Origin of the sequence: Streptomyces sp. NPDC002328, from assembly GCF_042890065.1 — a bacterium.
Taxonomy (GTDB): Bacteria; Actinomycetota; Actinomycetes; order Streptomycetales; family Streptomycetaceae; genus Streptomyces.
In genome coordinates, this window is record NZ_JBIARQ010000001.1 from 39,013 (window position 1) to 61,065 (window position 22,053).

A 22,053-nucleotide genomic window follows, 5' to 3' on the forward strand; every position below is an offset into this window, starting at 1 on the left:
CACCGATAGGCCGAATGATCCATACGCCGTGGATCACGCTTTCGGTCACGCCAGGGCGACGAGATCCGCGTAGTCGGCGCCCCACAGGTCCTCGACGCCGTCGGGAAGCAGGATGATCCGCTCGGGCTGGAGCGCCTCCACGGCGCCCTCGTCGTGGGTGACGAGGACGACCGCGCCCTTGTAGGTGCGCAGGGCCCCGAGGATCTCCTCGCGGCTGGCCGGGTCGAGGTTGTTGGTGGGCTCGTCGAGCAGCAGCACGTTCGCCGAGGAGACCACCAGGGTGGCGAGCGCGAGCCGGGTCTTCTCGCCGCCGGAGAGCACGCCGGCGGGCTTGTCGACGTCGTCGCCGGAGAACAGGAACGAGCCGAGCGTCTTGCGGACCTCGACCAGATCCAGGTCGGGGGCGGCGGAACGCATGTTCTCCAGGACCGTGCGCTCCGGGTCGAGGGTCTCGTGCTCCTGCGCGTAGTACCCGAGCTTGAGACCGTGGCCGGCGACGACCTCGCCGGTGTCGGGCTGCTCCGCCCCGCCGAGCAGCCGCAGCAGGGTCGTCTTGCCGGCGCCGTTCAGGCCGAGGATGACGACCCGGGAGCCCTTGTCGATGGCCAGGTCGACATCGGTGAAGATCTCCAGCGAGCCGTACGACTTCGACAGGCCCTCCGCCATCAGCGGGGTCTTGCCGCAGGGCGCGGGCTCCGGGAAGCGGAGCTTGGCGACCTTGTCGGAGACGCGGACCGCGTCCAGGCCGGAGAGCAGCTTGTCGGCGCGGCGGGCCATGTTCTGCGCGGCGACCGTCTTGGTGGCCTTGGCGCGCATCTTGTCGGCCTGGGAGTGCAGGGCCGCCGCCTTCTTCTCGGCGTTGGCGCGTTCGCGCTTGCGGCGCTTCTCGTCGGCCTCGCGCTGCTGCTGGTAGAGCTTCCAGCCCATGTTGTAGACGTCGATCTCGGAGCGGTTGGCGTCCAGGTAGAACACCTTGTTGACGACCGTCTCGACCAGGTCGACGTCGTGGCTGATGACGATGAAGCCGCCGCGGTAGGTCTTGAGGTAGTCCCGCAGCCAGACGATGGAGTCGGCGTCGAGGTGGTTGGTCGGCTCGTCGAGGAGCAGGGTGTCCGCGTCGGAGAACAGGATGCGGGCCAGTTCGACGCGGCGGCGCTGACCGCCGGAGAGCGTGTGCAGGGGCTGGCCGAGCACGCGGTCGGGCAGGTTGAGCGCGGCGGCGATGGTGGCGGCCTCGGCCTCGGCGGCGTACCCGCCCTTGGTGAGGAACTCCGTCTCCTGGCGCTCGTACTGCCTCAGGGCCTTCTCGCGGGTGGCGCCCTGGCCGCTCGCGATGCGCTGTTCGTTCTCGCGCATCTTGCGGATCAGGACGTCGAGGCCGCGCGCGGAGAGGATGCGGTCGCGGGCGAGGACGTCGAGGTCGCCGGTGCGGGGGTCCTGCGGGAGGTAGCCGACCTCGCCGGAGCGGGTGACGGTGCCGCCGGCGGGCATGCCCTCGCCTGCGAGGACCTTGGTGAGGGTGGTCTTGCCGGCGCCGTTGCGGCCGACCAGGCCGATGCGGTCGCCCTTGGCGACGCGGAAGGAAGCGTTCTCGATGAGGATGCGGGCACCGGCGCGCAGCTCGATGCCGGAGGCGGAGATCACGGACAGACTCCAGGGCGGGGAAAGGTGGCGGGTGGGCGGCTGAGGACGTTCCCGCTGTCTAATGCGCGAGGAGAATGGCCATGGGGTCAGTCTAACGGGGTTGTGCAACCAGTTTTCCGGGGTTCGGGTGTTCGATCTCCCCGCGGCCTCGTCCGGGGGCGTTGTCAGTGGTGGGTGCCAGACTGGGCGGTGGGTGACATTCCCGACACGGAGCGGGTGACACGACCGACAGGGATCACGAGGGAGTGATCGGTATGGCAGGGACGGACGGCGGGCGTCCGAGCATCTACCCGACGGTGCTGTACCGGGACGCGAAGGCGGCGATCCGGCAGCTCACGGAGGCTTTCGGGTTCGCGGCGCCGGCGGTGCACGAGGGGGACGACGGGACGGTGGCGCACGCCGAGCTGGTGCAGGGCAACGGCGCGGTGATGGTCGGCTCGAAGGGCACGGGCGGGGTCTTCGACTCGGTGATGAAGGACGCGGGCCCGACGGGGGTGTACGTCGTGGTGGAGGACGTGGACGCCCACCACCGGCGGGCCGTGGAGCACGGCGCGGAGATCCTGATGCCCCCGACGGACCAGGACTACGGCTCTCGCGACTACATGGCCCGGGACGCCGAGGGCAACATCTGGAGCTTCGGCACATACGCGCCCGAGATACGGGGCTGAGGGCCCGCCGGGCGTCCTTCCCCTGCTCGGCCGGCCGCTCGGCCGCGGCTCAGCTGCCGCCGGTGTGCACCTGGAAGGCGGCCCGGCGGACGGCCTTGGCCAGGGCCGGGTCGGGGTGCGCGGCGGCGAGCGCCACCAGGACCTGCACGGTGCGCGGATGACCGACGGCGCGGACCTCGGCGAGGAGCGCGGGGACGGTCGGCTGGAGGGCGGACTCCAGGTGTCTGACGAGCATGGGCGCCTCGCCGTGGTCGGCGACGGCGGCGGCGGTGTCGACCCACAGCCAGGTGGCCTCCTCGCGGGTGAGCACCTCGTGCGCGTCCTCGGGGTCCACGCCGTCGTGCTCGGCGAGCCAGAGCAGGGCGTAGGGCCGCAGGGCGGGGTCCTCGACGACGACGCGGACGTCGTGCTCGGCGGGGGCGCCGACCACGCGCAGCGCCTCGAAGGCGAGGCCGCGCAGCAGGGCGTCCTCGCCGCGGGCGGCGGACAGCAGTTCGGTGACGGCGCTGCCGACGGGGCGGGCGGCGAGCCAGGCGCGGTACTCGGCGCGGGCCGCGTTGGGGCGCAGCTGGGCGCAGCCGCGGAGCATGTCCTCCGCGGACTGCTCGATGTTGCCGGCGGGGCTCTGCGCGGCGACGCAGATCTGCTCCAGCTTGACCCAGACCGCCCAGTTGCCGAGCGGGGTGAGGGTGGCGTGTCCGTCGCCGCAGGTGAGGGCGCCCACCGAGGCGAGGGCGCGCAGGGCCCAGTCGAGGAGGGGGGCGAGTTCGGCGTCCTGCGCGGGCTCCGCCTGGTCGGCGACGGCGACGGCGGGGCGGGGGGCCTCGGGGGCCGCGGCGACGGCCTCGGGACCGTAGGGGACCTCGCAGCGGGCGGTACGCAGTTCGGTGACGCGCTGGCTGAGCAGGTCGAGGAGTTGGTCCACGGGGACGGGGCCGGCGGACAGCTGGAGGAAGGAGAGCACCTGGGGCATGGCCGAGACGACCTCGGCGACGGCGGCGGACTCCAGTTCCCGGGATTCCGGCAGGGCGAGGGACCAGGCGTCGAAGAGGGCGACCCAGCCGCGCAGGACGGCGCTGTCGTCGCGGTCCCAGGCGCGCAGGCGCCAGCTGGAGCGGGCGCTGTCGCCGTGCACCTCGACGAGGCCGGCGAGGCGGGCGGTGTCCCAGTCGGCGCGGACCTGAGTGAGGGTCAGGCCCAGGTCGCTCGCCGCCCGTTCGGCCGTGGCGTCGGAGAGGGTGGCCTTGCCGTCGGTCGCCGCGTCGCGGCCGGGGCCGAGGGCGTTGTCGGCCCAGCGGGCGACGCGGGCGGCGGAGGCCAGACCCGAGCGTGCCATTCTGGCCAGCTCCGCCGGGGCGGGGGTGCCCTCCGGCGGGCGGGGCGCGGGGCGGCGCGGGCGCCGCTGGTTCACAGCTGAGGGGGCGGCGGCCAGGGGTCGCGGGCGGACGAGTCGAAGCCTGGAGTCGCGCGGGATACGGGACGTCACGGGTGCAGTCTTCCGGTTGACGGTCCGAAAACCCAAACGGAATGTCACGACGGGCCGGGGGACTGGCCAACGCACGGGGTCGCGAGAGGCCTGGAGAGAAGCGATCCGGCCAGTGGTACGGCCTTGAACGGAACCTTGGGGGCCAGGTGGAGCGGGGTGCAGCGGGGTGCGGCAGGGGGGACGGCGGGAGGTGGCCGCGGGGCGGCGAGGGGGACGACGGCGGGCCGCTCGCCGCGCTCTACATCAGCGGGGTCAGGAAGCGGCGGAGCGCCTCCTCGTAGGCGGTGGGGTCGGCGTTCCACATGGCGGCGTGGGGAGCTTGGGGAACGGTGTGGAGGGTGACCAGGTCGGGGCGGCGGGCGGCGAGGGTGCGGGAGGCCGACCAGGGGGCGACGGTGTCGTCGGGGCCGTGCACGATCAGGGTGGGGGCCTGGAGGCGGGCCGGGTCCGTGGTCGGGTCGGCGCGCAGGCCGGTGCGGCCCTGGGCGGCGCGCACCGCCAGCGGCAGCAGCGGGCCAGGGGTGTGGCGGGCGGTGGCGAGGGCGCGCAGGGTCGCCTGCCAGTCGAGGACCGGGGAGTCGAGCACCAGCCCGGCGACCAGGTGGCGCAGGCCCGAGCGGGCGGCGGCGCGCAGGGCCATGGTCGCGCCGGTGGACCAGCCGAGCAGGACGAAACGTTCGGCGCCGTAGCGGACGGCGTACCGCATCGCCGCGTCCAGGTCGCGCCACTCGGTCTCGCCGAGGTGGTTCAGCCCGTCCGGGGAGCGGGGCGCGCCGAGGTCGCCGCGGTAGGCGAGGGCGAGCACCGGGAAGCGGCGGCCGTGCAGGAAGCCGGTGAGGTTGAGGGCGTGTTCCCGGGTGGCGCCCAGGCCGTGCACGGCGATGACCCAGGTGCGGCGCGCGCCGGGGACGAACCAGGCGGGCAGCGCGCCGAGTTCGCCGGGGACGTCGACGTCGGCGTGGTCGAGGCCGAGCGCGCCGCTCGGGTTGCCGACGTACAGGTTCGGGGTGAGCCAGACGGCGTCTCCGGCGCTCAGGGTGCCGTGGGTGACGCGGTCCAGGCGGCGCACGACCGTGTCGGCGGAGTGCGGGGCGTCGGTGAGGACGGGGCCGACGACCGCGTGGGAGCCGTCGCCCGCGAGGCCGTACGCGCCGGGGCGCAGGGCGGCCAGATGGCGGGTCAGGGTGATCCGCCCGTCGGCCGTGCCGTGCACGGTGAGCCGGGGTTCGGTGGGCAGGGGGCGGCCGGGCGGCGCCTTGAGCGCGGCGTCGCTGGCGAGCCGGCCGGCGGCGACACTGGCGGCGCCGGCGGCGAGGGCTGCGGAGACGGCGGCGGCCGTCGCGGTGACAGTGCGCACCCGTCCAGTGTCCCGGCGGATCCCGTCACCGGCCAGTGGTCTCTCACCGGCCGGCGCTACGGGTCTCTCCCCCGCTGGTGCCACGGGTCCCCCTCAGCCCCGCTGGCCGTACCCGCGCAGCCGCTCCCCCGCCTCCGTCAGCTGGTCCGTCGTGAGGAGGGTCGGGGTCAGGCCGGGAACGGAGGACGCCGTCAGCCACAGGCGGCACATCCAGTCCAGCTGGGCCGTGCGGTCGTAGGCCTCGTCGAGGGTGGCGCCGTAGGTGAGCGCGCCGTGGTTCCGCAGGAGGCAGCCGGTGCGGCCGGCGAGGGCCCGGACGGTGTTCTCGGCCAGCTCGTCGGTGCCGTACGCGGCGTAGGGGGCGACCCGTACGGGTCCGCCGAGGGCCGCGGCCATGTAGTGGACCGCGGGGAGTTCGGTCACGAGGGTGGAGACGGCCGTGGCGTGCACGGCGTGGGTGTGGACGACGGCGCGGGCGTCCGTCGTGCGGTACACGGCCAGGTGCATGGGCAGTTCGCTCGTGGGGACGAGCGTGCCGAGCACCCGCCGTCCGTCGAGGTCCACGCCGGTGACGTCGTCCGGCGTCAGCCGGTCGTAGGGCACGCCCGACGGGGTGACCAGCACGGTGTCGCCGACGCGGACGGAGACGTTGCCGGAGGTGCCGACGACCAGGCCGTCGGCGACGCTGCGCCGGGCCGTCGCCACGAGCGCCTCCCAGGCGGCCGCCACCGAGCCGTGATCCATGCCGTGATCCATGCCGTGATCCATGCGGCGATCCTCGCAGGAGCGGGGGTCAGCGGGGGTCTCCGGGGCGGGCGGCGGCTAAGCGGAACCACTCCCGCCATGTGCGGACACCACGATGCCCGCCCCAGTTCACCTTCCGTTCACTCAGGTTACTTACGTTCATCCCGCCAATGACGCTCGAACGATTGCCTGGGTAAATGGAAAGCTTCTCGCTGATCCTCGCGATTGTGGTGGTAACCGCTCTCGCGTTCGATTTCACGAACGGTTTCCACGACACCGCCAACGCGATGGCCACGACCATCTCGACCGGTGCGCTCAAGCCCAAGGTCGCGGTGGCCATGTCCGCCGTGCTGAACCTTGTGGGTGCTTTCCTCTCCGTGGAGGTCGCCAACACGATCTCCAAGGGGCTCGTGGACGAGACCGGTATCCGCCCCGAGGTCATCTTCGCGGCGCTGGTCGGCGCGATCCTCTGGAACCTGCTGACCTGGCTGGTCGGACTGCCCTCCAGCTCGTCGCACGCCCTCATGGGCGGTCTGATCGGCGCCACCGTCGCCTCCGCGGGCGTCGGCGCGGTCCACGGTGACGCGCTCGTCACCAAGGTCCTCATCCCGGCGGTCGCGGCCCCGCTCGTCGCGGGCATCGCCGCGATGCTCGCCACCCGGCTGTCGTACGCGCTCGGCAAGAAGGCCGACGGCAAGGCCGCCGACAAGGGCTACCGGGCCGGCCAGATCGCCTCCGCGGGCCTGGTCTCCCTCGCCCACGGCACCAACGACGCGCAGAAGACGATGGGCATCATCACCCTCGCCCTGGTCGCCGGCGGCGCCGTCGCCCCCGACTCCGACCCGCCGATGTGGGTCATCCTCTCCGCCGGCATCGCGATCGCGCTCGGCACCTACCTCGGCGGCTGGCGCATCATCCGCACCATGGGCAAGGGCCTGACCGACCTCCAGCCGCAGCAGGGCTTCGCCGCCCAGACCAGCGCGGCCACCGTCATCCTGGCCTCGTCCCACCTCGGCTTCTCCCTCTCCACCACCCACTCGGTCTCCGGTGCGGTCATGGGCGCGGGCCTCGGCCGCAAGGGCGGCGTCGTGCGCTGGTCGACCGCCACCCGCATGTTCGTCGCCTGGGGCCTGACGCTCCCGGCCGCGGCCCTGGTCGGCGCGATCGCCGAGTACGTGACGGGCTTCGGCGACTGGGGCACGGCGCTCGTCGCGGTCTTCCTGGTCGGCTCCAGCGCCGCGATCTGGAAGATCTCCCGCCGCGAGGTCGTCGATCACACCAACGTCAACGAGACCGACGAGCCGGCCGGCGTCGTCACCCAGGCGATCGCCGCAGTGACCCCGCCCCCGGCGGGCACGGTCGCCGACGAGCTGACGGCCACCATCCCGGCCCAGGCGACCGAGTCGGCCCCGTCGGCCGCGACCACCTCCGTCTGAGCCCCGCCCACCCCGGTACGAAGGAAGAAACCGTATGAAGATCGACTGGGCGGCCCTCGGCTCCGTCTTCGGCGTCAGCCTGGTGGTCACCGTGGCGCTCGTCGGCCTGTTCACCCTCGGCATCATGGGCCTCTCCCGCCGCGAGCGGGCCGAGGCCCAGGGCGACTCGGCGGCCCTCGCGGTCACCGGCGCGTACGCCTGCTTCGCGGCCTGCGCGGTGGCGGTGGCGTACGGCATCTCGCTGATCGTCATCTGATCGTCGTCTGACCGGCGTCTGACCGGCGCGACGCGCACAGCGCCCGGGGCGCGGGACGGTTCGCCGTCCCGCGCCTCACGCGCGTGCGTGCGCCGTGAGCCCGCGACCGGAGGGCGTGTGGGGTTCTGCACACCACCCCGTCGCAGGTCAACAGCAAGTTGACTGCCCTTCCGCGCCCGTGGTGGACTGCCAAGGCCATGTACGGCGGCAGAAGAGGAAGCCGGTGCGAATCCGGCGCGGTCCCGCCACTGTCACCGGGGCAGCCAAGCCCCCGGAAGCCAGGAACTCTCGTCGTCGGACTCGTCGAACCAGGGCGCGGACACCCTGAGTGAGGACATATCGCCATGCCCGGCTGCCGTTCGAGGTCCAGCACCAGGCCGTTCCCCGACCCTGCGGTCGGCTGAGCCCATGGGTGCCGATCGCGTCCACGCGTACGGCGCCGCCGCCGGCCTCCTGGGGGACCTGCTCCTCGGCGATCCGCGCCGCGGTCATCCGGTGGCCGCGTTCGGACGGGCCGCCGCCGGTGTGGAGCGGGTGCTGTGGCGGGACCACCGCGGATGGGGCGCGCTGCACACCGCCGTGTGCGCCGGGGGCGCGGTGGCGCTCGGAGCGCTCGCCACGCGGGCCGTGCGCTCCTCCCCCGCCGCCTCCGTCGCGCTGACCGGGGCCGCCACCTGGGCCGTCGTCGGGGGCACCTCCCTCGTGCGCGAGGCCCGGCTCATCGGGCGGGCCCTCGAAGCGGGCGACGTCGAGGCGGCGCGGGAGCGGCTGCCGCATCTGTGCGGGCGGGACCCGCAGGCCCTGGACGCCGACGGGATCGCCCGCGCGGTGGTGGAGTCGGTCGCCGAGAACACCTCGGACGCCGTGGTCGGAGCCCTCGTGTGGGGAGCCGTCGGCGGGGTGCCGGGACTGCTCGGGTTCCGGGCCGTCAACACGCTGGACGCGATGGTCGGCCACAGGTCGGCCCGTCATCTGCGCTTCGGCTGGGCCTCGGCCCGGCTCGACGACCTCGCCGGCTGGCCCGGCGCGCGGCTGACCGCCGTACTGGCGGCCCTCGCCGGAGACGATCCGCGGGGCGCCGTACGGGCCTGGCGTGCCGACGCCCGCAAGCATCCGAGCCCCAACGCCGGCCCGGTGGAGGCCTCCTTCGCGGGCGCCCTCGGCGTGCGGCTCGGCGGGACGCTCTCCTACGGCGGCCGGGTCGAGCACCGGCCCGTGCTCAACGGGGCGGCCGGGCGGGCCGTCGTGCCCCGGGACATCGAACGCGCCGCGCGGCTCTCCCGCCGCGTCGGCCTGCTGGCGCTCGGCGTCACGGCCGCCGCACGCGCCGTCGCGGCGGCAGCGACAACCAAAGCGACAGCCACAGCCACAGCCACAACGGCAGCCATAACGGCTGCTGGATCGAAAGGGCGTGCGTCATGAGCGGGGGGCTCCTCGTCGCCGGCACCACCTCCGACGCCGGGAAGAGCGTCGTGACGGCGGGCATCTGCCGGTGGCTGGTGCGGCAGGGCGTGAAGGTGGCGCCGTTCAAGGCGCAGAACATGTCGCTGAACTCGTTCGTGACGCGGGAGGGCGCCGAGATCGGGCGGGCCCAGGCCATGCAGGCCCAGGCCTGCCGGGTGGAGCCGACCGCGCTGATGAACCCCGTGCTGCTCAAGCCGGGCGGCGAGCAGAGCAGTCAGGTCGTGCTGCTCGGGAAGCCCGTCGGGGAGATGAGCGCCCGCGGCTACCACGGCGGGCGTCGGCAGAAGCTGCTGGGGACCGTGCTGGAGTGCCTCGCCGAGTTGCGGGGCACGTATGACGCGGTGATCTGTGAGGGGGCGGGCAGTCCGGCCGAGATCAACCTGCGGCGGACCGACCTCGTGAACATGGGGCTCGCGCGCAACGCGCGGCTGCCCGTGCTGGTGGTGGGCGACATCGACCGCGGGGGCGTCTTCGCCTCGTTCTTCGGGACCGTCGCCCTGCTCTCCCCCGAGGACCAGGAACTGGTCGCCGGGTTCCTCGTCAACAAGTTCCGCGGCGACGTCTCGCTGCTGGAGCCGGGCCTCGACATGCTGCGCGGGCTCACCGGGCGGCCGACGTACGGGGTGCTGCCGTTCCGGCACGGGCTCGGGATCGACGAGGAGGACGGGCTGCGGGTGTCGCTGCGGGGCACGGTGCGGGAGTCCGTGGTCGCCCCGCCCGTCGGCGAGGACGTGCTGCGCGTCGCCGTCTGCGCCGTCCCGCTGATGTCCAACTTCACCGACGTGGACGCGCTCGCCGCCGAGCCCGGGGTCGTGGTGCGGTTCGTGGACCGGCCGGAGGAGCTGGCCGACGCCGACCTCGTGGTGATCCCGGGGACCAGGGGGACCGTGCGGGCGCTGGAGTGGCTGCACGAGCGCGGACTCGCGGACGCCGTGCGGCGCAGGGCCGCCGAGGGGCGGCCGATCCTCGGCGTCTGCGGCGGCTTCCAGGTGCTCGGCGAGCACATCGAGGACGAGGTGGAGAGCCGGCGCGGGCAGGTGGAGGGGCTCGGCCTGCTGCCCGTGCGGGTGCGGTTCGCCCGCGAGAAGACCCTGACCCGGCCGGTGGGCGTGGCCCTCGGCGAGCGGGTCGAGGGGTACGAGATCCATCACGGCGTCGCCTCCGTCGAGGGGGGCGAGCCCTTCCTGGACGGCTGCCGCGTCGGACAGACCTGGGGCACCCACTGGCACGGCTCGCTGGAGTCGGACGGCTTCCGGCGCGCCTTCCTGCGCGAGGTGGCCGCCGCCGCGGGCCGCCGGTTCGTGCCGGCCCCCGACACCTCGTTCGGCGCGCTGCGCGAGGAGCAGCTCGACCGGCTCGGCGACCTGATCGAACAGCACGCGGACACCGACGCGCTGTGGCGGCTCATCGAGTCGGGCGCGCCGTCGGGACTGCCGTTCGTCCCGCCGGGAGCGCCCGCATGAGCCCTCAGCGCGAGTCCGGCCCTCAGCAGGTGTCCGGCCCTCACCGTGTGTCCCCGTATTCGCCGACCGCCGACGCCGATCCGGCGTCCGAAGGAGTGATCGCCACGTGACCGCCCCCTTTCCGTTCACGGCCGTCGTCGGACAGGACGACCTGCGCCTGGCGCTGCTCCTCAACGCGGTGAGCCCGGCGGTCGGCGGCGTCCTGGTGCGCGGGGAGAAGGGCACCGCCAAGTCGACGGCGGTGCGGGCGCTCTCGGCGTTGCTGCCGGAGGTGGCCGTGGTGCCCGGGTGCCGCTTCTCCTGCGACCCGGCCGCCCCGGACTCCGGCTGCCCGGACGGTCCGCACGAGGCGGGGGCGGGCGCGACGCGGCCCTCGCGCACGGTCGAGCTGCCCGTCGGCGCGTCGGAGGACCGGCTCGTGGGCGCGCTGGACATCGAGCGGGCGCTCGCGGAGGGCGTGAAGGCGTTCGAGCCGGGCCTCCTCGCCGACGCGCACCGCGGGATCCTCTACGTCGACGAGGTCAACCTCCTGCACGACCATCTCGTCGACCTGCTGCTGGACGCGGCGGCGATGGGCGCCTCGTACGTCGAGCGCGAGGGCGTGTCGGTGCGGCACGCCGCCCGGTTCCTGCTCGTCGGGACGATGAACCCCGAAGAGGGCGAGCTGCGGCCGCAGTTGCTGGACCGGTTCGGCCTGACCGTCGAGGTGGCCGCCTCCCGCGAGCCCGAGCAGCGGGTGGAGGTCGTCCGGCGCAGGCTCGCCTACGACGACGACCCGGCGGGCTTCGCGGCGGGCTGGGCGCGGGAAGAGGCCGACGTACGGGCACGGATCGTGGCGGCGCGGGAGCTGCTGCCGCAGGTGCGGCTCGGCGACGGGGCGCTGCGGCAGATCGCGGCGACCTGTGCGGCGTTCGAGGTGGACGGCATGCGCGCCGACATCGTGATGGCGCGGACGGCGACGGCGCTGGCGGCGTGGGCCGGCCGGACCGACGTGGAGGCGGAGGACGTACGGCAGGCGGCGCTGCTCGCGCTGCCGCACCGCCGGCGGCGCAACCCGTTCGACGCGCCCGGTCTGGACGAGGACAAGCTCGACGAGACGCTGGAGCAGTTCGCCGACCGCAGCGACGTCGACGAGGGCGACGGCGAGGACCCGGATCCGGACGGGCCGGGCGGCGGCGGACTGCCCCCGCAGGGCGGGCCCGAGGGCGGCGAACCGCCGTCGAACGACGCGCCCCAGGAGCCTCACGAGCCCCAGGAAACCGCGCAGCCCGAGCCCTCCGAGCCCGAGTCCGGAGGCGAGGGCGATGGCGGCCGGCCGCGCGGCGCCGGGGCCGGCGGGCGGTCCGCCGTGCAGGCCGCCGAGCCGTTCCGCACGAAGGTGCTGAGCGTGCCCGGCATCGGTGAGGGCGCCGCCGGGCGTCGCTCGCGGGCGCGGACCGAGCACGGGCGGACCACGGGGTCCCGGCGGCCCCGGGGCGCGCTCACCAAGCTGCACCTGGCGGCGACCGTGCAGGCGGCCGCACCGCATCAGCGCTCGCGCGGGCGGTCGGGGCCGGGGCTGGTGGTGCGGCGGGACGATCTGCGGCAGGCGACCCGGGAGGGGCGCGAGGGGAACCTCGTGCTGTTCGTGGTCGACGCCTCCGGGTCGATGGCGGCGCGGCAGCGGATGAGCGCCGTGAAGGGCGCCGTGCTGTCGCTGCTGCTGGACGCCTACCAGCGGCGGGACAAGGTGGGCCTGGTGACCTTCCGGGGCACGGCCGCGGAGGTGGCGTTGCCGCCCACGTCGTCCGTGGACGCGGCGGCCGGCCGGCTGGAGGCGCTGCCGACCGGCGGGCGCACACCGCTCGGCGCCGGGCTGCTGAGGGCGCACGACGTGCTGCGGGTGGAGCGGCTGCGGGATCCCGCGCGGCGGGCGCTGGTCGTGGTGGTGACCGACGGGCGGGCCACGGGCGGCCCCGAGCCGGTGGCGCTCGCGGGGCGGGCGGCCCGGCTGTTCGCCGCCGAGGGCGTCGCGTCGGTGGTCGTGGACTGCGAGTCGGGGCCGGTGCGGCTGGGGCTCGCCGGGCGGCTCGCGGGTGAGCTGGGAGGTACGGCGGTGACGCTCGACGAACTGCGGGCGGACTCGATCGCCGGGCTGGTCAGGGAAGTTCAAGGCGACAGGAGGGCCGCGTAATGCCGCAGGGACAGCCGAGCGTCGTACCGGACGACGGGCTGACGACCCGTCAGCGACGGAACCGGGCGCTCGTGCTCGTGCACACGGGCATAGGGAAGGGCAAGTCGACCGCCGCGTTCGGGCTCGCGCTGCGGGCCTGGAACCAGGGGTGGCCGATCGGGGTGTTCCAGTTCGTCAAGTCGGCCAAGTGGAAGGTCGGCGAGGAGAACGCGCTGCGGGTGCTGGGCGCCAGCGGTGAGGGCGGCACCGTCGACTGGCACAAGATGGGCGAGGGCTGGTCGTGGATCCAGCGCGACCCGCAGGGCGACAACGCCAGCAACGAGGAGAAGGCCCGCGAGGGTTGGGAGCAGGTCAAGCGGGACCTGGCCGCCGAGCGCTACAAGCTGTACGTGCTCGACGAGTTCGCGTATCCCCTGCACTGGGGCTGGATCGACACCGACGAGGTCATCGCGGTGCTGCGGGACCGGCCCGGTACGCAGCACGTCGTGATCACCGGGCGCAACGCCCCCGAGAAACTGGTCGACTTCGCCGATCTCGTCACCGACATGTCCAAGGTGAAGCATCCGATGGACGCGGGGCAGAAGGGTCAGCGGGGAATCGAGTGGTGATGTCGTCGTGAAGTCGTTCCCGTCGTCCGTGTCGTCCGTGTCGTCCGCGTCATCCGCGTCGTCCGGGGTGTCCGTTCCGCGGCTGGTGATCGCCGCGCCGGCCTCCGGCAGCGGCAAGACCACCGTGGCCACGGGGCTGATGGCCGCGTTCACCGCGCGGGGGCTCGCCGTGTCCCCGCACAAGGTGGGCCCGGACTACATCGACCCCGGGTATCACGCGCTCGCCACCGGACGGGTCGGGCGCAACCTCGACGCGTATCTGTGCGGGCCCGAGTCGGTCGGCCCGCTGTTCGCGCACGGGGCCCGCGGCTGCGATCTGGCGGTCGTCGAGGGTGTGATGGGGATGTACGACGGGGCCGCCGGGGAAGGCGAGTTGGCGTCCACGGCGCATGTGGCGAAGCTGCTGCGGGCACCGGTGGTGCTGGTGGTGGACGCCTCCTCGCAGTCGCGGTCGGTGGCGGCGCTGGTGCACGGGTTCGTGTCGTTCGACCCGGAGGTGCGGGTCGGGGGCGTGATCCTGAACAAGGTGGCGTCGGACCGGCACGAGGAGTTGCTGCGGGAGGCGTTGGACTCTGCCGGAGTGCCGGTGCTGGGGGTGTTGCGGCGGACGGCTCAGGTGGACACGCCGTCGCGGCATCTGGGGTTGGTGCCGGTGGCTGAGCGGCGGGCGGCTGCGGTGGATGCTGTGGCGGCTATGGGGGCGCAGGTGGCTTCCGGGTGCGATCTTGACGCCGTGATGGGGCTTGCGCGGAGTGCGGGAGTCTTGTCCTGTGCGGCTTGGGATGCGGCTGAGGTGCTTGGTGGGTCGCCCCCGCCGCCCCTTCCCTCCCCCACTCTCGGCTTCGCTCGAGCGGGGGGACCCCCATCGTCCCCGGGGGCTGCCGCCCCCGGACCCCCGCTTTCGGCCCTGGACGGGCCTCGTCCTCAATCGCCGGACGGGCTGAAGACACCGGGCCTGGCTCAGAAAGCGGACGGGCTGAAGACACCGACCCCGGGTGACAAGGTCGTCGTCGCTCTTGCCGGGGGGCCTGCGTTCACCTTCTCCTACGCTGAGCACAGTGAGTTGCTCGCTGCCGCCGGGGCCGAGGTCGTGACCTTTGATCCGTTGCGGGACGAGCGGTTGCCGGACGGGACCGCCGGGCTGGTCGTCGGGGGCGGGTTCCCCGAGATGTACGCGGCCGAGCTGGCCGCCAACGAGCCGTTGCGCAAGGCCGTTTCCGAGCTGGCCCTCAGCGGTGCTCCGGTCGCCGCCGAGTGCGCCGGGCTGCTGTATCTGTGCCGGGAGCTGGACGGGCTGCCGATGTGCGGGGTGCTCGACGCCTCCGCGCGGATGTCGGGGCGGCTCACCCTCGGCTACCGGGACGCGGTCGCCGTGAGCGACAGCGTGCTGGCGGCCACGGGGACGCGGATCCGGGGGCACGAGTTCCACCGGACCGTCGTCGAGCCGGGGGCCGGGGCGACGCCCGCCTGGGGGATGCGGACCCCGCAGCGTCGGGTCGAGGGCTTCGTGCAGGGGGGCGTGCACGCGAGTTACCTGCACACGCACTGGGCGGGCGAGCCCGGTGTGGCCCGGCGCTTCGTGGAGAGGTGCCGTACGCCATGAGCGGGAGCGGCTCAGCCCGACAGGCCCACCACCAGCCAGATGAAGGCCGCGCCCGCGACCGTGCACAGCACGGTGGAGCGGGCGGGGTGGTCGTGGTGGGCCTCGGGGAGGATCTCGGCCGCCGCCAGGTAGAGGAGCGCGCCGCCGAAGAGGCCGAGGTAGCCGCCGAGCAGGTGCTGGGGGATGGTGACGAACGCGGTCGAGGCCGCGCCGACGACGGGCGCCGCCGCGTCGGCGAACAGCATGGCCAGGGCCCTGCGGCGGGCGTTCCCGTACAGGCTCGTGATCGTGTACGTGTTGAAGCCGTCCGCGAAGTCGTGGGCGACGACCGCCAGCGCGACCGCCGTTCCCATGCCGTCGCCGACCTGGAAGGCCGCGCCGATCGCCACGCCGTCCATGGCGCTGTGGCCGACCATCGCCGCGGCGGCCGTCAGGCCCACCTCGGGCGTGCGGCCGTCGTGCTCCTCCGCGCCGTGGGCCGCCCTGCGGTGGGCCAGCAGACGTTCCACCAGATGGGCCAACAGGAAGCCGGCCACGAAGAGGAGCAGCGCGGCCGGGACGCCGAAGACCTCCGTGCCGGCCGCCTCCAGGGCCTCCGGCAGCAGGTCGAGGCCGACCACGCCGAGCATCAGGCCCCCGGCCAGTCCCAGCACCAGGTGGCGGCGGTCGGTCACGCGTTGCGCCGTCCAGCCGCCGGCCAACGTCATCAGGAACGCGCCGAGCGCGACGAACACCGCCATGTGCCCTTGGTATCCGATCGGGCCCCGGCCGCGCACATCAGCTCCCCCGGCGTCCTGGTGGTGGGCGTCGGCGCGTCCACCGGGGTGTCGGTCGAGGAGGTGCTCGGCGTGATCGAGGGCGCGTTGCGGGACGCGGGACTGTCCGCGTGCCGCGTGGCCGAGCTCGCCACGGTGGACGGCAAGCGCGACGAGCCCGGCGTCGCCGGCGCGGCGGCGCGGCTCGGGGCGCCCCTGGTGACGTACTCCGCCGGGGAGTTGGCGGCGGTGCGGGTGCCGAACCCGTCCGACGCGCCGCTCGGCGCGGTGGGCACGCCGTCCGTCGCGGAGGCCGCGGCGCTGGCCGGCGGGGGCGAACTCGTCGTGCCCAAGCGGAAGTCGGAGCGCGCGGACGGGCGGCCCGCAAGGGCGACCTGTGCCGTCGTACGGCGGACGGGGCCCGGGGACGGTTCCGGACAGCAGCAGCACGAAGGGCACGTGGACTTCCATGCACACTGACGGTCATGATCTGCGGCACCACGGGGACTCCGAGGTGCGTGACGACGGCGCGGCGCTGGTCGACCTCGCGGTGAACGTCCGCGCGGACACCCCGCCGGAGTGGCTGCGCGAGCACATCGCCGCGTCCCTGACCGGTCTCGCCGCCTACCCCGACGGGCGCGAGGCGCGGGCGGCGGTGGCGGCGCGGCACGGACTGCCGCCGGAACGGGTGCTGCTGACGGCGGGCGCGGCGGAGGCGTTCGTGCTGATCGCCCGCGCCTTGAAGGTGCGCCGGCCGGTGGTCGTGCATCCGCAGTTCACCGAGCCGGAGGCGGCGCTGCGGGACGCCGGGCACAGTGTGGGCCGGGTGCTGCTGCGGGAGGAGGACGGCTTCCGGCTCGATGCGGCGGCCGTCCCGGAGGACGCCGATCTGGTCGTCGTGGGCAATCCGACGAACCCGACATCGGTGCTGCACCCGGCGGACAGCATCACGCGTCTGGCCCGGATCGGGCGGACGCTGGTCGTCGACGAGGCGTTCATCGACGCGGTGCCGGGTGAGCGGGAGGCCCTGGCCGCGCGGACCGACGTGCCCGGCCTGGTCGTCCTGCGCAGCCTGACGAAGACCTGGGGGCTGGCCGGGCTGCGCATCGGGTATGTGCTCGGCGCGCCGGAGACGGTGCGGGAGCTGGAGCGGGCGCAGCCGTTGTGGCCGGTGTCCACGCCGGCGCTGGCCGCGGCGCGGGCGTGCGTGTCGTCGCGGGCGGTGGCGGAGGCGGCGCACGCGGCGCGGCGGGTGGCGGTGGAGCGGGCGCGTCTCGTCGCGGGGCTGGAGGGGTTCGCGGGGGACGGGGTGCGGGTGGTGGGGCCTGCGGAGGGGCCGTTCGTGCTGGTGCGGGTGGCTGGGGCGGGGGTGGTGCGGGAGCGGTTGCGGGGGTTGGGGTACGCGGTGCGGCGGGGGGACACGTTTCCCGGGCTGGGGGCTGAGTGGATTCGGGTGGCTGTGCGGGACCGGGGGACTACGGAAGGGTTCCTACGGGCGCTGGGGAGGGTGCTGGCCTCCGCCTGAGGGTGGGCGCCCCGGGGGCTCCGCCCCCGGACCACCTCATCGGCCCTGAACGGGCCTCGTCCTCAAACGCCGGACGGGCTGTGTATCCCAACCGAGTCGGGTGGTGGATGGGCATGGGCCGGGGGTCTGGGGGCGGAAGCCCCCAGGGACGGTCAGCCGCGGCGGCGGGCCAGGGCCACCGCTCCCCCGCCCAGCGCCAGCAACGCCGCCGCCCCCGCCGCGACGTACGGCGTGACCGAACTGCCCCCCGTGGCCGCGAGGTCGGACTTCACGGCGTCCCCCTAGGCGCGGACCTCACCGGCAGGTGCGGCGGCGGTCGCCGGGGACACCGCCCCCTCCCCCGCCGCCGCAGGCATCTCGCACGTCGCCGCCGCCACCGTCACCGTGCCGCTCACCTCGGCGACGTTCAGCTTCAACGGGTTGACGGACACCGTGAGTTCGAGGGCCGTCGCCGCGGCCGTGCGGGACGTCGTCTCGCGCTGGGAGAGGTCGAGCCGCACCTCGCCGACGCCCGGCACCCGCACCTGCGTGGGCCCGGACGCGGAGACCGACACCCGCCGGCCCAGGACGGTCACCGCGCCGGGCAGTTCGGCGGTGGCGACCGGTGTCTTCCCGGTCTCGCAGACCGCCTTCGAGGTGACGGCGTCGATCTCGATGAGCGACAGCAGCGGCAGCCCGGGGACGTGCAGCCGGGCGCGGGCGAGCCGGGTGGAGGCCTCGGCCCTGTCCGCGTCGGCGGTCGCCTTCGCCTCGGCGACGTCCGCGCGCAGCACCTGGACGGGACGGCCGCCGTCGACGCCGCCGACCCCGTCGACGTGCACGGTCAGCGCCGTCTTCTCCGCACTGTGCGGGGCCTGTACCTCGTTGAGGGTGGCGGCGAGCGGGACGTGGACGGTCCTGTTCTGAAGGGCCACGTCCAGGCCGGTGCGGAGCACGACGGCGCTCGCGCGCCCTTGGTCGGCGGCGTGCGCGGGGTGTGCGCCGGAGAGGACGGCAGGGCCGGCGGCGAGGACGGCCGCCGCCCCGACGATGAGGCAACGGCGTGCGGGCATGCGGAAGTTGGTGCCGTTCAAGGTGGTGGGACCCCCAGAGAGAACCGCTTGGGACCTCGAAAGGATGTCGCACCGCCGTCCGTTCGACAGCGATCCGCCGGGAGTTCACACCATCGTGGCGCACCCGCGCGCGTATTCGAGAGGAGCGGGGTCCGGTGGGCCCGGATCAGCCCACGACGCGGCCGTTCAGGACCACGCGCCGGGGTGCGGCCAGGACGCGCACGTCCGTGCGGGGGTCCTGTTCGTAGACGACCAGGTCGGCCGGGGCGCCCTCGTCCAGGCCGGGCCGGCCCAGCCACTCGCGCGCGGCCCAGGTGGTCGCCGCCAGGGCCCGCACCGGGGGGATGCCGGCCGTGACGAGTTCCGCGACCTCCTCGGCGACCAGGCCGTGGGGCAGGGTGCCGCCGGCGTCGGTGCCGACGTAGACGGGGATGCCGGCGTCGTAGGCGTTGCGGACGGTGTCGTAGCGGCGGGCGTGGAGGCGGCGCATATGGGCGGACCAGGCGGGGAACTTCGTCTCGCCGCCGGCCGCCAGGTCGGGGAAGGTCGCGATGTTCACCAGGGTGGGGACGATCGCGACGCCGCGCGAGGCGAACAGGGGGATCAGTTCGTCGGTGAGGCCCGTGGCGTGTTCGACGCAGTCGATGCCCGACTCGACGAGGTCCTGGAGGGAGTCCTCGGCGAAGCAGTGGGCGGTGACCCGGGCGCCCAGCCGGTGGGCCTCCTTGATCGCCGCCTCGACGGCCTCCCGCGGCCAGCAGGCCGACAGGTCGCCCAGCTCGCGGTCGATCCAGTCGCCGACCAGCTTCACCCAGCCGTCGCCGCGCCGGGCCTCCTGGGCGACGTAGGCGACGAGGTCGTCCGGTTCGATCTCGTGGGCGTAGCCGCGGAGGTAGCGGCGGGTGCGGGCGATGTGCCGGCCCGCCCGGATGATCTTCGGGAGGTCCGGGCGGTCGTCGGTCCAGCGGGTGTCGGAGGGGGAGCCGGCGTCGCGGATCAGGAGGGTCCCGGCGTCCCGGTCGGTGAGGGCCTGGCGTTCCGCCGTGTCCTGGTCGACCGGGCCGTGGGCGCCCAGGCCCACATGGCAGTGGGCGTCGACCAGGCCGGGCAGGGCCCAGCCGGTCACCGTGCGGACGTCGCGGGCGCCGGCGGGGCGGTCGTAGGAGATCCGCCCGCCGACGATCCACACCTCGTCGTGGACCCGGTCCTCGTCCGGTCCGGCGAGGACCCTGCCCTTCACGTGCAGCACCGCGCGATCGCTCATGTACCGCACCCTAGCTAGTGCGCCTTCTTCACCCGGTCCGGCGTCTCCTCCTCCACCTCGGCCATGGCCGGGTCGAGGATGCGGGAGAGGAAGTGGCGGGTGCGTTCGTGGGCGGGGGCGCCGATGACCTGTGCGGGCGCGCCGTCCTCGACGATCACGCCGCCGTCCATGAAGACGACCCGGTCGGCGACCTCGCGGGCGAAGGTCATCTCATGGGTGACGACCATCATCGTCATGCCCTCGCGCGCGAGGCCGCGCATCACCGCGAGGACGTCGCCCACCAGCTCCGGGTCGAGCGCCGAGGTCGGCTCGTCGAACAGCATCACCTCGGGGCCCATGGCGAGGGCGCGGGCGATCGCCACCCGCTGCTGCTGGCCGCCGGAGAGGGAGGAGGGGTAGGCGTCCGCCTTCTCGGCGAGGCCGACGCGTTCCAGGTTCCGGGCGGCGACCCGGGCGGCCTCCGCCTTGTCGCGCCGCAGCACCCGGCGCTGCGGCAGCGTGAGGTTCTCGGTCACCGTGAGGTGCGGGAACAGGTTGAACTGCTGGAAGACCATGCCGATCCGGCGGCGCGCGGCGTCGATGTCGACGTCCGGGTCGGTGAGTTCCGCGCCGCCGACGAAGACCTGGCCCCCGGTCGGCTCCTCCAGCAGGTTCACACAGCGCAGCAGCGTCGACTTGCCCGAGCCGGACGGGCCGATGACGCAGACGACCTCGCCCCGCCGGATCTCCAGGTCGATGCCGCGCAGCACCTCGTTGTCGCCGAACGACTTGCGCAGGCCGCGTACTTCGATCTCCGGTCGGCTCATTTCACGGCCTCCTGGGCCTTCGCCTCCATACGGCGCACGACGAAGCCGAGCGGGATCGTGACCAGCAGGTAGCACAGGCCGGCGACGAGGATCGGCGTGGAGTTGGCGGTCGTACTGGCCAGGTCGCGGCCGTACTTGGACAGTTCCCGCTCCTCCAGGGTGACGCCGAGGAACAGCACCAGGGAGGAGTCCTTGAAGAGCAGGACCAGTTCGTTGGTGAGCGGCGGGAGGATGACGCGGAACGCCTGCGGGATGATGATCGAGACCATCGCGCGGGCCGGGGAGAAGCCCAGGGAACGGGCCGCCTCCATCTGCCCCTTGGGCACGGCCTGGATGCCGGCGCGGATCGTCTCCGCCATGTAGGCGGCGGCGACCAGGCCGAGCGCGAGGGCGACCTTGCCGTAGGTGCCGCCGATGATCTCCGTGCCGGGGAAGGCCAGCGGGACGGCCACCCCGATGAAGATGAAGATCAGCAGGGCGGGCAGGCCGCGGAAGATCTCGATGTAGATCCCGGCGAGCCAGCGGTAGGGGCCGACGGACGACAGCCGCATCAGCGCGATGACCATGCCGAGGCCCAGTCCGACCAGGAAGCCGGAGACCGTGTAGAGCACGGTGTTCTTCAGCGCCAGCGTGATGACGTCCGGGAACATCTGCTCGGCGATGTCGGCCTGGGCGAACTGGTTCTGGAGCCGGCCCCAGTCCGCCGAGACCGCGAAGGCGATCACGGCGGCGACGAAGACGGCGTACTGGACCCCGCGCGAGACGCCGCGCTTCTGGCGTCGGGTCAGGCCCTTGCGGCGGGGGGTGGCCGCGGGATCGGGCGACCCCGGGCCCGGTTCCGGCGCTGGTGCGGTGTCGCTCATGAGGTGGCGGGTGCGGACGGGGAGGCGACGGCCGGGTCGTAGGGGCCGATCCACTGCTCGTACAGCTTCTTGTACGTGCCGTCGGCCTTGGCGTCGGCGAGGGCCTTGTTGATGGCCGCGGTGAGCTTGGTGTTGCCCTTCTTCACCGTGAAGCCGTACTGCTCGCCGGTGTCGAGGTTGTCGACGACCTTGAAGGCGTCGGCGTTGGCCTTGTCCTTCAGCCAGCCCTGGACGACGGGGTAGTCGATGACGACGGCCTTGACCTGGCCGGTGCGCAGGCCGTTGAGGACGGCGTCGGAGGACTCGAAGGAGACCGGGTCGAAGCCCTCCTTCTTGACGTAGTCCTCGCCGGTGGTCTGCGCCTGGGCGCCGAGCTTGACCTTCTTGGACTTGATGTCGGCGAGGGAGTTCACGCCGGCGTTCTTGTCGACGAGGACGGCCTGGGTGGCCTCGAAGTAGGGGTCGGAGAAGTCGACGTTCTTCTTGCGCTCGTCGGTGATGGTCATGCCGGCGGCGGCCAGGTCGCACTCGCCGGAGTTGAGGAACGCGCCGGTCTTGAAGTTCTCGAACGGGGTGTCGAGGATCGACTGCTTCACGCCCAGGTCGGCGGCGACCAGGTCGATCAGGGCGACGTCGAAGCCCTGCACCTTGCCGTCGATCTCCGACTGGAACGGCGGGTACGGCAGGTGGGTGCAGGTGGTGAGCTTGCCCGCCTTGGCGAGCTCGACGCCGCCGGCGGCGGTCTTGGAGCCGCTGCCTCCGTCGTCGGTCGAGGTGCAGGCAGTCACGAGCATCAGCCCGGCCGTCACGGTGGTGGCGGCCAGGATGCGGGTCCGGCGCCCGGGAAGCGTGGTCACGGCGGGCCTTCCTGTGAGAGGACTTTGGG

The 22,053-nt window shown here is 73.9% G+C and carries 18 protein-coding genes, 2 pseudogenes and 1 riboswitch; of the genes and pseudogenes, 10 read left to right on the top strand and 10 right to left on the bottom strand.

The window, feature by feature from the left end:
- Positions 1 to 45: 45 nt before the first annotated feature.
- Positions 46 to 1,644 carry a ribosomal protection-like ABC-F family protein gene (gene abc-f / locus ACFYX4_RS00190; RefSeq protein ID WP_389323244.1) on the bottom strand — a complete coding sequence of 533 codons (1,599 nt, stop codon included), beginning with the start codon at positions 1,642 to 1,644 and terminating at the stop codon, positions 46 to 48.
- Between the two features lie 254 nt (positions 1,645 to 1,898).
- Between abc-f and ACFYX4_RS00195 the strand changes: the two genes are divergently transcribed.
- Positions 1,899 to 2,312 carry a VOC family protein gene (locus tag ACFYX4_RS00195; RefSeq protein ID WP_389323247.1) on the top strand — a complete coding sequence of 138 codons (414 nt, stop codon included), beginning with the start codon at positions 1,899 to 1,901 and terminating at the stop codon, positions 2,310 to 2,312.
- Positions 2,313 to 2,361: 49 nt separating this feature from the next.
- Here the strand turns inward: ACFYX4_RS00195 and ACFYX4_RS00200 are convergent, their stop codons facing one another.
- From ACFYX4_RS00200 to ACFYX4_RS00210, 3 genes are all read right to left on the bottom strand, one after another.
- Positions 2,362 to 3,798, bottom strand: a complete 1,437-nt coding sequence (locus ACFYX4_RS00200; protein WP_389323250.1) for a hypothetical protein — start codon at positions 3,796 to 3,798, stop codon at positions 2,362 to 2,364.
- A 238-nt stretch (positions 3,799 to 4,036) separates the two neighbouring features.
- Positions 4,037 to 5,155 (bottom strand): alpha/beta hydrolase, encoded by a 1,119-nt coding sequence (locus ACFYX4_RS00205; RefSeq protein ID WP_389323253.1) that lies wholly within the window; start codon positions 5,153 to 5,155, stop codon positions 4,037 to 4,039.
- Between the two features lie 93 nt (positions 5,156 to 5,248).
- Positions 5,249 to 5,923 (bottom strand): class II aldolase/adducin family protein, encoded by a 675-nt coding sequence (locus ACFYX4_RS00210; RefSeq protein ID WP_389323256.1) that lies wholly within the window; start codon positions 5,921 to 5,923, stop codon positions 5,249 to 5,251.
- 173 nt (positions 5,924 to 6,096) lie between these two features.
- Between ACFYX4_RS00210 and ACFYX4_RS00215 the strand changes: the two genes are divergently transcribed.
- The 7 genes from ACFYX4_RS00215 to ACFYX4_RS00245 all read left to right on the top strand — a co-directional run bounded on the left by ACFYX4_RS00215 (position 6,097) and on the right by ACFYX4_RS00245 (position 14,902).
- Positions 6,097 to 7,335, top strand: a complete 1,239-nt coding sequence (locus ACFYX4_RS00215) for an anion permease (RefSeq protein WP_389323259.1) — start codon at positions 6,097 to 6,099, stop codon at positions 7,333 to 7,335.
- A gap of 34 nt (positions 7,336 to 7,369) precedes the next feature.
- The gene (locus ACFYX4_RS00220; RefSeq protein WP_389323262.1) at positions 7,370 to 7,591 is read left to right on the top strand and encodes a hypothetical protein; all 222 of its coding nucleotides are present in this window, start codon (positions 7,370 to 7,372) and stop codon (positions 7,589 to 7,591) included.
- 155 nt (positions 7,592 to 7,746) lie between these two features.
- Positions 7,747 to 7,900, top strand: a riboswitch (cobalamin riboswitch).
- A 99-nt stretch (positions 7,901 to 7,999) separates the two neighbouring features.
- Positions 8,000 to 9,013 carry a cobalamin biosynthesis protein gene (locus ACFYX4_RS00225; protein WP_389323265.1) on the top strand — a complete coding sequence of 338 codons (1,014 nt, stop codon included), beginning with the start codon at positions 8,000 to 8,002 and terminating at the stop codon, positions 9,011 to 9,013.
- Positions 9,010 to 10,518 carry a cobyric acid synthase gene (locus ACFYX4_RS00230; protein WP_389323268.1) on the top strand — a complete coding sequence of 503 codons (1,509 nt, stop codon included), beginning with the start codon at positions 9,010 to 9,012 and terminating at the stop codon, positions 10,516 to 10,518. The genes ACFYX4_RS00225 and ACFYX4_RS00230 overlap by 4 nt, the downstream gene beginning before the upstream one ends.
- A 106-nt stretch (positions 10,519 to 10,624) precedes the next feature.
- Positions 10,625 to 12,691 carry a putative cobaltochelatase gene (locus ACFYX4_RS00235; RefSeq protein ID WP_389323271.1) on the top strand — a complete coding sequence of 689 codons (2,067 nt, stop codon included), beginning with the start codon at positions 10,625 to 10,627 and terminating at the stop codon, positions 12,689 to 12,691.
- Positions 12,691 to 13,299, top strand: a complete 609-nt coding sequence (cobO, locus tag ACFYX4_RS00240) for a cob(I)yrinic acid a,c-diamide adenosyltransferase (protein WP_389323274.1) — start codon at positions 12,691 to 12,693, stop codon at positions 13,297 to 13,299. The genes ACFYX4_RS00235 and cobO overlap by 1 nt, the downstream gene beginning before the upstream one ends.
- A gap of 37 nt (positions 13,300 to 13,336) precedes the next feature.
- Positions 13,337 to 14,902 (top strand): cobyrinate a,c-diamide synthase, encoded by a 1,566-nt coding sequence (locus tag ACFYX4_RS00245; protein ID WP_389323277.1) that lies wholly within the window; start codon positions 13,337 to 13,339, stop codon positions 14,900 to 14,902.
- An 11-nt stretch (positions 14,903 to 14,913) separates the two neighbouring features.
- On the opposite strand, the gene ACFYX4_RS00250 is transcribed toward ACFYX4_RS00245, so the two are convergent.
- A complete protein-coding gene (locus tag ACFYX4_RS00250) occupies positions 14,914 to 15,642 on the bottom strand; it encodes a ZIP family metal transporter (protein WP_389323280.1) in 729 nt (242 codons plus the stop codon).
- Between ACFYX4_RS00250 and ACFYX4_RS00255 the strand changes: the two are divergent.
- Positions 15,643 to 16,083 (top strand): annotated as a pseudogene (locus tag ACFYX4_RS00255) (cobalamin biosynthesis protein); the annotation flags it as partial.
- 43 nt (positions 16,084 to 16,126) lie between these two features.
- Entirely contained in the window at positions 16,127 to 17,182 is a 1,056-nt protein-coding gene (gene cobC / locus ACFYX4_RS00260) for an Rv2231c family pyridoxal phosphate-dependent protein CobC (protein WP_389323283.1), read from the top strand.
- A 152-nt stretch (positions 17,183 to 17,334) separates the two neighbouring features.
- Here cobC and ACFYX4_RS00265 read toward each other — a convergent pair.
- The 5 genes and pseudogenes from ACFYX4_RS00265 to ACFYX4_RS00285 form a co-directional block, all read right to left on the bottom strand.
- Positions 17,335 to 18,255 (bottom strand): annotated as a pseudogene (locus tag ACFYX4_RS00265) (SCO1860 family LAETG-anchored protein).
- Between the two features lie 145 nt (positions 18,256 to 18,400).
- On the bottom strand, positions 18,401 to 19,498 hold the full coding sequence (locus ACFYX4_RS00270) for an amidohydrolase family protein (protein ID WP_389323286.1): 1,098 nt from the start codon (positions 19,496 to 19,498) through the stop codon (positions 18,401 to 18,403).
- Positions 19,499 to 19,512: 14 nt separating this feature from the next.
- A complete protein-coding gene (locus tag ACFYX4_RS00275) occupies positions 19,513 to 20,304 on the bottom strand; it encodes an amino acid ABC transporter ATP-binding protein (RefSeq protein WP_389323289.1) in 792 nt (263 codons plus the stop codon).
- A complete protein-coding gene (locus ACFYX4_RS00280; RefSeq protein ID WP_389323292.1) occupies positions 20,301 to 21,167 on the bottom strand; it encodes an amino acid ABC transporter permease in 867 nt (288 codons plus the stop codon). Before ACFYX4_RS00280 ends, ACFYX4_RS00275 begins: the two co-directional genes overlap by 4 nt.
- The gene (locus ACFYX4_RS00285) at positions 21,164 to 22,024 is read right to left on the bottom strand and encodes a transporter substrate-binding domain-containing protein (RefSeq protein ID WP_389323295.1); all 861 of its coding nucleotides are present in this window, start codon (positions 22,022 to 22,024) and stop codon (positions 21,164 to 21,166) included. The genes ACFYX4_RS00280 and ACFYX4_RS00285 overlap by 4 nt, the downstream gene beginning before the upstream one ends.
- Positions 22,025 to 22,053: the final 29 nt, after the last annotated feature.